The sequence below is a fragment of the Treponema porcinum genome, assembly GCF_900167145.1.
In the GTDB taxonomy this organism is placed as follows: Bacteria; Spirochaetota; Spirochaetia; order Treponematales; family Treponemataceae; genus Treponema_D; species Treponema_D porcinum.
In genome coordinates, this window is the sequence record NZ_FUWG01000009.1 from 79533 (window position 1) to 91994 (window position 12462).

The following is a 12462-nucleotide window of genomic DNA, read 5'->3' on the forward strand; positions in this document are numbered from 1 at the left end:
CTTATTTTTTTTAAAAAGTTACATATTTTCGTCGTCGTCACCTGCATCCATCGGAAGGCCTTTCCATTTTGCAACTAAATATGCGTCCATAAACTGGTCAATATCTCCGTCCATTACCGCCTGAATATTTCCCGATTCACACTTGGTACGGTGATCCTTTACCATAGTATACGGCTGGAATACGTAGGAACGAATCTGATTTCCCCAGGAAATGTCTTTTTTCTCTGCGGCAAATTTCGCATTTTCCTTCTCTTTCTGCTCGCGGTAATATTCGTAAAGTTTTGCGCGGAGCATGCTCATACATGCCTGACGATTAAAAATCTGGCTTCGCTCGCTCTGACAGGCAACAACGATTCCTGTAGGAATATGCGTAAAGCGGACGGCAGAATCTGTCTTATTGACGTGCTGACCGCCTTTTCCGCCGGCGCGGTATGTATCAATGCGCAAATCCTCAGGACGTATGTCGACTTCGATAGAATCGTCAAGCACAGGGAAAACGAATACACTAGCAAAAGAAGTGTGACGGCGCGCATTCGAATCAAACGGACTTATGCGCACAAGCCGGTGAATGCCAGCTTCGCCCTTTAGATGACCGTATACATAATCTCCGTCAATCTGCATTGTAACGGATTTTATTCCGCCTTCCGCTTCCAGAAGATCAACAACTTCAACTTTGTAACCGTGCCGTTCCGCCCATCGAGTGTACATACGGCTTAGCATAGAAGCCCAATCCTCCGCCTCCGTACCGCCGGCACCAGAATGAATGGTGATGAACGCGCTCGAATCGTCTACCTCACCGGAAAGAAGGTTCAGAACGTTAAGTTCTTCGAATTTCTGACGTGCGGAAGAAATCATTTCCCTTAGTTCAGTTTCATCTTCGGAAGAACCGCTTTCTTCTGCAAGCTCATACATAGCCTCAATGTCGCTAAGTTCGCCCAAAAGTTCTTTCCAAGGCTCAATGCGGTTTTTAAGTTTCCGCACGGAACTCATTATCTTTTCGGCTTTTTCATGGTCATCCCAAAATCCGGGAGCCTCCGTCAAAGCCATTTTTTCTGCTATTTTCTTTTCAATTGCAGCCGAGTCAAAGACGCCCCCAGACGTTCATAATATCTTCTTTCAATGAAGCAACAGGTTCTTTCAACTCTTCTAACATAACAATCCTCTTTTATTACTATTTTATTGTAAAATATAACAATGTAAAAGAATAAAAGAAACAGAATACAATGTCAAACAGGTAAAACAGAAGGCAGATTATGGAATAATAAAAACTCCCTGCGTTTTTACAGGGAGTTTTTGGATATGCAGACCGGGTAAGCAATGACACAAATGACATCAGTCCGCCGATACATCGACAGGCAGATTGACTTAATTGAACTGTAAAACTTAAAAAGAGTTTTTTGACATACGACGTTTATGGTGTAAAATATAAGCATATTTTTGACATCAGGAGAACACTCTTATGGAACACGACACATTGAAAATCACATTTCCAGACGGAAAAACAAAGGATATACAATACGGAACATCTGCCGGCAGTCTGCTTAAAAATTACGGTGCAGAGAAAGGAAAAATTCTTGCAGTCCTTATAAACAACAAGCTATATCCTTTAGACAAGGAACTTCGCTACAATGCTGAAATTGAGCCTGTCTATGCAACTTCAAGGGAAGGAATTGTCGTCTACCGGCGTTCGCTATGCCTTCTTCTTGCGGCAAGCGCGTACAAACTGTTTCCAGGTTCGCGGCTTTTGGTAGGTCACAGCCTTGGTTCCGGATATTATTACACGCTTGAAACTGGAAAAGAAATAAGCGGAGAACAGATTAACGCACTTGAAAAAGAAATGCAGAATCTTGTTGCTCAGGATAAAAAAATAATGTCCCGCTTTGTTTCCTATGAAGATGCGCTGAAACTGTTTGAAAAAAGCGGACTTACGGAAACGCGCCGGCTGATGGATTTTAAGTGTCCGCCGAGGGTTCAGATAAATTCCATTGACGACTTCAGCGACTTGTATTTCGGGCCGCTTGTTCCGTCAACAGGATTTTTGAACGTCTTTTCACTTATGAAATACAAGGAAGGATTCCTTCTACGCTTTCCAAAATCAACGGAACCTGACGTTATTCCTGAATTCCAAGACCAGCCGAAGCTTTTTGAAATATATTCACGGTACAAACAGTGGGGAAGCCAGCTTGGCGTAACGTCAAGTGCAAGCCTGAACCAGCTTATCATCGACCGGAAAATAGACGATTTCATCGACATCACGGAAACATTGCAGGAAAAATGCATTGCAAAAATTGCAGACCAGATTGCCGCCCGGAAAAAAGTTCGTGTCGTCCTCATTGCAGGTCCTTCAAGTTCAGGAAAAACTACGACAAGCAAAAAACTTGCGCTGGAACTTCAGGCTATGGGCTACCGTCCTAAAGTCATCAGCCTTGACTGTTACTATGCAGGACACGAACGCACTCCGAAAGACGAAAACGGAAACTACGACTTTGAATGTCTTGAAGCGCTTGACGTTCCGCTTCTGAACCAGAACCTGATTGATTTGTTTGACGGAAAAGAAGTTGTAATTCCGTCCTATAATTTCCACGACGGAACGCAGTTCTTTGAAGAAAAAAACAAAATGTCACTTGCACCGAATGATATTCTCATTATGGAAGGAATACACGGACTGAACGACAAGCTTACGCCGTTAATTCCGGCGGAAATGAAGTTCAAAATCTATCTTTCTGCCCTTACTCAGCTTAATCTTGATGACCACAACCGCATTTCCACAAGCGACAACCGCCTGATCCGCCGAATCGTACGCGACTATCAGTTCAGGGGAAAATCGGCGGCAGGAACAATTGCAATGTGGCCGAGCGTGCGCAAGGGAGAGGAACTGCATATATTCCCGTTCCAGAACAATGCGGATGCCATACTGAATACTGCGCTTGATTACGAACTTTCCGTACTGAAGGTATATGCAGAACCTTTGCTAAGATGCGTAAAACCGACACAGAAAGAATACGGCGAAGCGTGCACGCTGCTTGACTTCCTTACAAACTTTGCAACAATCGCTCCGACTGCGGTACCACAAAGGTCAATCATCCGTGAATTCATAGGCGGAAGTGCGTTTAAATACTAAGGCGCAACACTAGAAATTCTTACAACGATTATGTTTTTCAGTTGCGCTTGCCGTTTTTCTTCGAAAAACAGCCTCTGTGTATTTTACAACCAGAAACTGCTTTGCGGCGCAACACCTGTTGTCCTCACTAAGAATTACTGCTGATTTGGATTGAAGCGGCTGGTAACTATGTCGTCAAGTTCGTTGTCTTCCTCGTGAATAAGAGCCACCTTATACTCTTCCAGCTGCTGCTCTTTCAGTTTTTCAAGGGAATCGACTTTCTGCATTGCTTCTTTCAAAATGCTGCGCTTCTCGTCAGAAATCAGTTTTGCCTTAGCAAGTTCATTTAAAAGACACTCTGACTGATTGCGCACGAATGCATAAAACTGATTTGCATTTGTAATATCATAAAAATCAGTTGAACCGGACATCTGTTTCTGAACGGATGCCTGCTGCATTGCAAGTGCATTCAGTTTAGACTGAATTTCATTTTCGGAAGCAAGCGCCTTTCCAAGTTCGATTTCCGCCTGCTGTTGCTCGAATTTTCGTATATTAAGGATTTCTTCCAGTTCAAACTGAAACTTTTTCATTCAACATCCGGAACGCTTGTATCAACTGCCTGACCAAGCGCAGCTGCCTGCGTACTGACAGCGGCATTTTTCTTTATTGCAGGGCGCTCTTCATACTCTTCCTCAGAAATATCAATTCCGGTAAGCGCTTTCAGCCTGTCAAGCGTATCTGCCATCGGACAGCGCTCATCCTCCTCCTGCTTTAAGAACGCTTCGATTTCATCGTGTTTGTCAATTGCTTCATCAATCTGGACGGAAGACCCTTTTGTATAAATCCCGGCATTTATCATCTGGGCATTATTCTGGTACACTGCCATAAGCTCGCGCACTTTACCCACAGCCTTCTGCGTCATCTTTCCCGTAACGCGCTTTGAAAGACGGCTTATAGACTGAAGAACGTCAATCGCAGGATAGTGATATTCCATCGCAAGTTTTCTGCTCAATACAACGTGTCCGTCAAGAACGCCGCGAACCGTATCTGCAATCGGCTCGTTCATATCGTCGCCGTCAACAAGAACCGCATAAAAAGCCGTAATTGTACCCCTGTCATTCGTACCGGTGCGCTCAAGCAGTTTCGGAATGGAATCAAAAACGCTCGGCGTATATCCGCGCTGGGCAGGAACTTCGCCGCTTGAAAGGCTGATTTCACGCTGGGCTTTTGCAAAACGGGTAACGTTATCCATCATCAGCATAACGTCCTTTCCCTGATCACGGAAATATTCCGCAACGGCAGTACACACCTGTGCAGCACGCAGACGGCAGATGGCAGGTTCATCGCCCTTTGCAACAACAACAACCGAACGGCGCATTCCTTCTTCCCCAAGATCGCGGTCGATAAAATCAAGAACCTCACGACCGCGTTCACCGATAAGTCCGATAACATTTATGTCTGCATCTGTATTTCGGGCAATCATACTTAAAAGAGTTGATTTTCCGACGCCTGAACCGGCAAAAATACCGAGCCTCTGCCCTTTTCCCACGGTCAGCATAGAATCTATTACGCGAACGCCTGTCGTAATGCGGCGGTCAATTTCCTTCTTCGTCATTGCATCCGGCGCACTTTTTACGGCAGGATAATATGCTTCAGGCACAAGTTCGCCGAGTCCGTCGCACGGTTTTCCCGTCGCATCAATCGTCCGTCCCAAAAGTCCCCAGCCTACAGGAACCTGGAGAGGCTTACCAGAAGCAACAACTTCACAGCCGACTTCAATACCATCCGTAAGTCCGTATACTGTCAGTTTTACAACAGAATCTTCCAGACCTACAACTTCAGAAAGCAGCGTTTTTCCATCCGTTAATTTTATGGTGCATATCTCGCCGATTTTTGCACACGGCCCCTTGCTCAGAACTTCAAGACCGTTTACGGCACAGACATAGCCGATATACAAAATCGGGTCAAAATCTTCGACTTGAGAAACATATTTTGAAAAATTAAAATTATCTGTGAAAGAAAGCGTTTCCACCATCAGATTCCTTATCCGCCGTTTTCCTACATCTTTTCAGAAGCAGCAGTTTCTTTTTTTGCTTCAACTGTTTTCACCGGAGAAATCTCAAGAATTTTATTTTCAAGCTCGCCAAGCTGACTTGCAATCCGTGCATCTATAGCACCAAAATCAGTTTCTACAACACATCCGCCTTTATCAACGGAAGAGTCTTCTATAACAGTAATTCCCTGTACGGCTTCAACACGCTTTATGAATTCGCCTGTATGTTCGGAAGTCAGCTTCAAGTCCTCAATATTTACCCGGATAATTACGCTGCATCGAGTCTTAACTTTTTTCAGCGCAGAAAGAACGTTGCTCAGTACAACACCTTTCTGGTTCTCGGAGATAATTTTTACAATTTTCCGCGTCATTAAAATCACAAGATCAACAATCTGCTGTTCGGTATCGCGCAGAATTTCCTCGCGCCTGTTCATTACAGACTCAACTATTTTATGAACACGCTCAATCAGACGGTTAAGTTCCGACTGTCCGTCATTGTAGCCGGACTTCTGCCCTTCGTCATATCCCTTGCGGTATGCTGAATCACGAATTTCATTCTCTTCAGAATGGGCTTTTGCTATGATTTCCTGCGCTTCCGCCTGAGCCTTGTTTACAATATCCTGCGCTTCTTTTTCTGCGTCTGCCTTTATGACCTGCGCCTGATCTGTCTGACGCTTTACCTCTGCAAACGCGGCATCTTCTGCTTTCTTTACAATTTCATCAGCAGACTTCTGCGCTTCGTCAAGCATCCTCTTCTTTTCTATTTCCCATCCGGCCTTAAACGCCTCTGCCTCTTTCCGAAGGTCGTCAGCAGTCGGACCGATATACTCCTCAACTTCAGCAACTTCTTCAACTTTTTCAGGAGTATAATCGTGAATCAGCTTAAGGGTAACTTTATCACCGGATTTTGTCTTTATTTCATTCGGTCTGAATACAGTTTTTGCCATCTACAAACTCCACAACAAGCGCTACTGAACAAGCTCATCCTCGCCGGAACGTGCGATAACGATTTCACCGGAATCCTCAAGCCGTCTGATTGTAGAAACAATCTTCTGCTGCGCTTCTTCTACATCCTTCAAGCGCACCGGTCCCATAAATTCCATATCTTCTTTCAGCATACTTGCAGCACGCTTTGACATATTGCGGAAAATCTTATCCTGAACTTCCGTATCAACAGATTTAAGTGCCTTTGAAAGTTCCTGCGTATCAACTTCACGCAGAACTTTCTGAATAGCGCGGTCGTCAAGCATAACGATATCTTCGAATACGAACATACGTTTCTTGATTTCTTCTGCCAGATCAGGATCTTCCTCTTCAAGGCTTTCAATAATCGCCTTTTCAGACGAACGGTCAACAAGGTTAAGAATTTCAACGATAGACTCGACACCACCAGCGGCAGTATAGTCCTCGCTGGAAAGAGTAGACAGTTTTTTCTCAAGAACGCGCTCGACCTCACGCAATACGTCAGGAGAAGTACGGTCCATAGTCGCAAGACGTTTGGAAACTTCCGGCTGCATTTCCTCCGGCAAATTCTGAAGAATGACAGCTGCCTTTCCCGGTTCAAGGTACGCAAGGATAAGGGCGATTGTCTGTGGATATTCCTGCTGTATGAAGTTCAAAAGATGCGCAGGATCCGTGCGGCGGATGAAGTCAAACGGACGCACCTGCAAAGAACTTGTCAGACGGTTGATAATATCAATCGCTTTCTGGCTTCCCAATGATTTTTCAAGAAGCTCGCGCGCATAATCAATACCGCCGGTCGTAATAAAGTTCTGGGCATTCATCAGTTCCTGGAATTCTTCAAGAACTGCATCTTTATATTCTGCATCTACAGTTTCAAGGCGTGCAATCTCAAAAGTCAGCGTTTCAACCTCGTCTTCCCGAAGATGCTTCATAATTTCAGAAGATATGTCGCTTCCTAAGGACACAAGGAAAATAGCCGCTTTTTGACGGCCGGTAAGACTTTTATAGTCCTTTCTTTCTTTCTTTCCTGAGCCGGCAGGTTTCAGGCTTCCTGGCTTAGGAACAGGCTTAGGATTTGATTTTGGAACAGAACTTTCTTCTTCTGCCATTTTACTTATCCTCCTTCAGCCAGACCGATATTACATTCGCCACTGCATCTGCATTTTTTGCAAGATTTCTCAGCATCTGCTTATTGCCGTCATTTTCGTGCAATTTTGCATATTCTTCCCTATTCAAAAGCGCCGGAGACAGTTTCAGAATTTTCCTTGCAAAACCGAACCTGTTTGCTTCTTCCAGAGTTTTTATTTCATTTGCCCGGCTATAGCCTCTCAGTCGCTTAAGTGACTTTCTGATAGTCCGTAATTCCTGCGTTGAAAAATATTTCAGCATTCCGACGGTAACATTTCCGCCCAGTTCAGAAAACAGAATGGCTGCTTTTTCCTTTCCCGTAAGGACGGACTGCTTTGCAAAACCGATAGCCTCTGCCGTCTGCGTATAAAACTGCTCTGACATTTTCCTACTCCTCCATCAACCATGTACGGATAAGCATTGCAACATCCTCAGGATGCTCTTTTGCCATATTGATTGCATTTTCCTGCAGCTCGGCACGGCGGCTTTCCTCGACAGACATCGTAACCTGCATATTTGCATCGTCGCGGGCTTCCCAAAGTGCCTTTTCGCGCTCCGCCTGCTGCTGCCTGAGAAGTTCTTCCTCACGCAGACGCCTTCTCCGTTCAAGTTCCTTAGTTATAATACGGAACAAAATGAAACCTACAAGCACAACGGCAACTGCAGCCAGAACAAGCACAGTTGTTTTTCTCGCCTGAAGTTTCTTAAAGTAAGCTTCATCAAATGCACGGTGTTCCTCGTCGCGGTCAATGGCAATGCGTCCTACAAACACGCTGTCACCGCGGTCTTTTTTAAAACCAACGGCATTTTCAACAAGCGACTTATACTGTGCAAGATCTTCATCAGACACAGGGATAAATTCACGCTTAAGCGCACCAGTTTCTTCGTCAACTACGTACCGGTGAGTCTTAGGGTCAAGAAGGAGACGCCACCGTCCGTCAACGTTCAGGGAAACAGTAACGCGTCCTGTCTGAGGAGCAACTTTTTCCGTTGTATGAGTCGTATTGATTACGTTATTCTGCGTAACACCTGTTTCCGTAGACTTTCCGATGACATTAGACATATCGGAATAAACCGGCGGAGTCTGTCCTTCCGTACCAGCAGGTCCTTCCGGATTATAGCCTGTTCCCTGCCACTCCTTTGTAACCGTTTGCTGTGAAATCGGCAGCGTATCACGATATTCGGAATCATCATACGGTGTATCAGGATTATCTTTTTTTATTACAATCGGAGAATATTCCGTTGACTCAACCGATTTTTCAGACATATCAAAGTCAACGTTTATGTTAAGGTCACGTATACGGTCAGCAGACGCAAGTTTCTGCAATGCAGAAAGAACCTCTGCCTTTTTCTCAGCTTCTGTCTTGCGCTTAAGCTTCTGCTGTTTTTCAATCAGCGAAAGCCTGTCGAAATCTGCCATTCCGTCAAAATCATTAAGAACGTTTCCTTCCATATCGGAAATGACAAGATTTTCTTCCTTCAATCCCTCGACGGCAGAAAGAATGATTTTCTGCACGCCCTGAATGCGCCTTCTGTTTGTTGCAAGATCGCTGTTCGGAGTAAGCTTAAGAACGATGCTTGCCGAAACAGGCTTCTGGTCTTCAAAGAATGTTGTAGGTTCAGGACTAACGATGGCAACATCCGCAGAAACAATGTCAGCAATAGCTTCAAGATGATTTTTTACGGTACGCGTAATCGCATTCTTAAGCTTGACGCGCTGTTCTGCATCGGTCGTATTCCAGCTGCGGTTATAGAAACCGGCGAACGGGTCTATGTAAGACGGAACAAGATTTTCGCTTACAAGAGTATCGCGCAGCCTGACAGCAGTCTTTTCATCAGGAACAATGATATAACCGTCATCCGTAATATGCGCAGATATGTTCTCCTGCGAAATACGGTCAAGAATCTGATTCCTGGACTGTTCGTCGGTAACCTGAGAATTAAAAAGACGGACTCCTGTCGGTTTTGAAGAAACACGAGTAGTGAGTACTATAGCAAAAATAATTACGGCAAGTACGCCGAAAAGAATAACTTTTTTAATAACAGAACTGTTCTTCCAGAAATTCGACACAGCTTCCGTTATTTTTCTAAGCCATTCGTTCATCTGACCCCTCCCGTGAACGAATTTTAAACAGTTGCAGACCTATCTTACCATATAATACGAATTCTGCAAAGTAAAAAATGACATAAAAAAAGGAGTTTCAGCCAGGAAACTCCTTTTTAATTTTTACAAAGCCTATCTTGTCGTCGTAATTTCGCTCCAGCCCTGTACAATCCTGTCGATTACAGTCTGTGCAAGATTAAGCGACATACGAGCCTTAGCCATTGCAATAGTAACGTCGTGAATGTCAAGGCTGTCAGGATCCGTTATCAGTTTTTCCTGCATCCTGTTCACATCAAGCTGCTGCTCGTTCATTGATTTTACAGCATCAATCAGATAATTTTCAAAAGAAATGCGCGTTTTTTCAACGCCTGTTTCCGCAGCATTTTCAATATTAAGGATTTTTCCGGCTTCTGCCGTATTAAGAAGCTTCTGATGACCGTAATGTGATTCTACAGTCCGCGTCATCTGAAGCGAACCTAATTCTGGAATTTTCATACTGTACCCACCTTGTACAATTATCAATTATCATCATTCTATTGTCAATCACCTAAGAACGGCAAAGACAGCTTCTAGCGTCCGATTTCAAGAGCAGCACCGAACATACTCTTTGAACCTTCGATGACAGTTGAATTTGCCTCATAGGCGCGGCTGGCTGAAATCAAGTCCACCATTTCATTTACAATATTCACATTCGGATACTCAACGTACCCTGCGTTCGGTCCGGATTTTATTGCATCAGGATGTTCAGGGTCATACACAAGACGACCTTCAGAGGAATCCTTTACGATTTCACGGACTTTTACGCCTTTTCCGGCACCATTATCAAGATCTTCAGGGCAGAACGGACTTCTCCACTGAGGATGTTTTGACGAAATCGGTTCAAAAACTACACGGGAACGCTTGAATGCTCCGCCTTCCTGTGTACGAGTTGTAGAAGCATTCGCAATATTATTGGAAATTACGTCAGAACGAAGGCGTTCGGCACTCATTCCTGTAGCTGCAATATTTATACTAGTAAAAAGTCCCATTTTATTTCTCCTGTAAAAAGTCAAAAATCATTGATTTTCATACGGAATTCAAAAATCCCCTGCTATTTCTTCATTACGATATTAAGCTGGCTGAATTCAAAATTTGTAAGCTGCGTAAGAAGCCTGTACTGCATCTGAATCTGAAGGATATTGTTAGCTTCAGTTTCCGCATCAACGTTATTTCCGTTTGCCTTCGCAGTCGTCGTGTAGTCAAGGACGCGGCGCGGTTCTACATCACGGTAGTCATACGGTTCGTGAAGGGGAATATGACGGCTGTCCGTACGCGTAAGCTGAAAGCCGTTCCGAGCCTTCTCTTCCGAATCAAATGCGCGTTTCAGTTCGCTTTCAAAATTGACTGTAGTACGCTTGAAATTCGGAACTTCGCTGTTCGCAAGGTTATTAGCGGTTACCTGATAGCGAAGCGAAGTTGCATCCATTGCCCGCTGAAGCAAATCTACTGATCTAGTAAAAGTATTCATTCTGACATCCTCAGGAAGAAAGCGCAGTGTGTGAGATGCAAATTACAATCTTCCTGCTTAGAATGTCGGAATTTAGAAAAAAAAGTTTAGAAAAAAAAGCGCCACCCGTTCCAAATGCAAAAAAAACATTCCGGTCAAGGCAGCGCCCGTCCGCATATATGCGGTATTGCTGAATAAATTACTACAATATATAGCGTGACAAATCCTGATCCTGTACAACGTCGGAAAGTTTTTTGTCCACATACTCTGCATCAATCTTTATCGTTTCGCCTTTGTGCTCGTCTGCCTCAAAGTTGATTTCATCAAGGACTTTCTCCATTATCGTATGAAGGCGGCGCGCACCAATGTTTTCTGCGCGGGCATTAACATCCTCTGCAATAAAACTCATACGGTCGATAGCTTCCTCCGTAATTTCCAGAGAAACGCCCTCTGTTTCAAGAAGCGCAGAATACTGCATAAGGAGAGAATTCTTAGGCTCTTTCAAAATCCGCTTGAAATCTTCCTTGTGCAGGGAATCAAGTTCAACGCGGAGCGGAAAACGTCCCTGAAGTTCAGGAATAAGGTCGCTCGGAGCAGCCACGCTGAATGCGCCGGCGGCAATGAACAGAATATGCGTCGTGTTTACCACGCCGAATTTTGTATTTACGTTGCTTCCTTCTACAATCGGAAGAATGTCGCGCTGAACACCCTCTCGGCTTACGTCCTGTCCGTGGCTTTCACCGTGAACGGCAATTTTATCAATTTCGTCAATAAAAATAATTCCGCTCTGCTCAACGCGCTCCTTTGCAATATCAGCAACTTTGTCCGCATCAACCATACTATCAAGCGTTTCTTCAGTAATAATACGGCGTGCCTCGCGTACAGATACGGTACGCCGCTTATGACGTCCGCCAGTAAGCATTCCGGCAAGATTCTGCATACTGCTCTGCAAATCATCAAGGCTTCCGCCTGCAATTATCTCCATATTCGGAACATTCTGCTGGCGGTTCACCGTTACTTCAACTTCACGATCCTCAAGCTTACCGTCGCGCAGCATAGCGCGGAATTTTTCTCTGGTAGACTCAGAAGAGTCAGAAGCAGTATCTGACGGAGATGCAGTTCCGTTGGTAATAAGTGCAGCATCTGACTGAGCGGAAGATTTTTTTGCTTCTTTACGGCTTCCCGGCAAAAGCAGATCGAGCAGTTTTTCTTCAACAATACTGACGCTCTTTTCGCGCAGTTGCTCTTCCATTTCCGCCTTTACGTCCTTGTAGCCGACTGCCATCAAATCGCGCACCATAGACTCAACGTCACGCCCGACATAGCCGACTTCTGTATATTTCGTAGCTTCAACTTTAAGGAACGGAGCATTGCACAATTTTGCAAGACGGCGCGCAATCTCGGTTTTTCCGACGCCGGTAGGTCCAATCATCAGAATATTTTTCGGGGCAACTTCGTCACGGATTTCTTCCGGAAGTTTAAGACGGCGCGTTCTGTTCCTTAACGCAACGGCAACTGCACGCTTCGCCGTGTTCTGCCCGATAATATACTGGTCGAGCCTTTCAACAATCTGTTTTGGTGTTAAATCCTGCTTCGGTGTCAAAGACGGAGTCTGTAATTCTGCCATA

General features: G+C 44.6%; 12 protein-coding genes. 1 reads left to right on the forward strand and 11 read right to left on the reverse strand.

The window, feature by feature from the left end; genetic code table 11:
• Positions 1 to 18: 18 nt before the first annotated feature.
• Positions 19 to 1153, reverse strand: a protein-coding gene (gene prfB / locus B5D55_RS06905) for a peptide chain release factor 2 (protein WP_143593253.1) whose coding sequence is annotated in 2 segments (ribosomal slippage) — positions 19 to 1083 and positions 1085 to 1153 — 1134 coding nt in all. Because the reading frame shifts where the segments join, the coding sequence is not laid out codon by codon here.
• Between the two features lie 306 nt (positions 1154 to 1459).
• On the opposite strand from prfB, the gene B5D55_RS06910 reads away from it, so the two are divergent.
• Positions 1460 to 3121 carry a nucleoside kinase gene (locus tag B5D55_RS06910; protein WP_078933276.1) on the forward strand — a complete coding sequence of 554 codons (1662 nt, stop codon included), beginning with the start codon at positions 1460 to 1462 and terminating at the stop codon, positions 3119 to 3121.
• Positions 3122 to 3255: 134 nt separating this feature from the next.
• On the opposite strand, the gene fliJ is transcribed toward B5D55_RS06910, so the two are convergent.
• From fliJ to hslU, 10 genes are all read right to left on the reverse strand, one after another.
• Positions 3256 to 3690 carry a flagellar export protein FliJ gene (fliJ, locus tag B5D55_RS06915; protein ID WP_078933277.1) on the reverse strand — a complete coding sequence of 145 codons (435 nt, stop codon included), beginning with the start codon at positions 3688 to 3690 and terminating at the stop codon, positions 3256 to 3258.
• Positions 3687 to 5135, reverse strand: a complete 1449-nt coding sequence (locus tag B5D55_RS06920) for a FliI/YscN family ATPase (RefSeq protein ID WP_078933278.1) — start codon at positions 5133 to 5135, stop codon at positions 3687 to 3689. The genes fliJ and B5D55_RS06920 overlap by 4 nt, the downstream gene beginning before the upstream one ends.
• Positions 5136 to 5158: 23 nt before the next feature.
• Positions 5159 to 6100: a flagellar assembly protein FliH gene (gene fliH / locus B5D55_RS06925; RefSeq protein WP_078933279.1), complete on the reverse strand. Its 942-nt coding sequence runs from the start codon at positions 6098 to 6100 to the stop codon at positions 5159 to 5161.
• Positions 6101 to 6121: 21 nt separating this feature from the next.
• Entirely contained in the window at positions 6122 to 7225 is a 1104-nt protein-coding gene (gene fliG, locus B5D55_RS06930) for a flagellar motor switch protein FliG (protein ID WP_234975397.1), read from the reverse strand.
• Position 7226: 1 nt separating this feature from the next.
• Complete coding sequence (locus B5D55_RS06935; RefSeq protein ID WP_078933280.1) at positions 7227 to 7628, reverse strand: hypothetical protein; 402 nt, start codon at positions 7626 to 7628, stop codon at positions 7227 to 7229.
• A 4-nt stretch (positions 7629 to 7632) separates the two neighbouring features.
• The gene (fliF, locus tag B5D55_RS06940) at positions 7633 to 9348 is read right to left on the reverse strand and encodes a flagellar basal-body MS-ring/collar protein FliF (RefSeq protein WP_078933281.1); all 1716 of its coding nucleotides are present in this window, start codon (positions 9346 to 9348) and stop codon (positions 7633 to 7635) included.
• A 132-nt stretch (positions 9349 to 9480) separates the two neighbouring features.
• Entirely contained in the window at positions 9481 to 9843 is a 363-nt protein-coding gene (gene fliE, locus B5D55_RS06945; RefSeq protein WP_078933282.1) for a flagellar hook-basal body complex protein FliE, read from the reverse strand.
• A gap of 74 nt (positions 9844 to 9917) precedes the next feature.
• Positions 9918 to 10376, reverse strand: coding sequence for a flagellar basal body rod protein FlgC (flgC, locus tag B5D55_RS06950; protein ID WP_078933283.1), 459 nt, complete (start codon positions 10374 to 10376; stop codon positions 9918 to 9920).
• A gap of 62 nt (positions 10377 to 10438) precedes the next feature.
• Positions 10439 to 10855, reverse strand: a complete 417-nt coding sequence (flgB, locus tag B5D55_RS06955; RefSeq protein WP_078933284.1) for a flagellar basal body rod protein FlgB — start codon at positions 10853 to 10855, stop codon at positions 10439 to 10441.
• A gap of 181 nt (positions 10856 to 11036) precedes the next feature.
• Positions 11037 to 12461 (reverse strand): ATP-dependent protease ATPase subunit HslU, encoded by a 1425-nt coding sequence (gene hslU / locus B5D55_RS06960; RefSeq protein WP_078933285.1) that lies wholly within the window; start codon positions 12459 to 12461, stop codon positions 11037 to 11039.
• Position 12462: the final 1 nt, after the last annotated feature.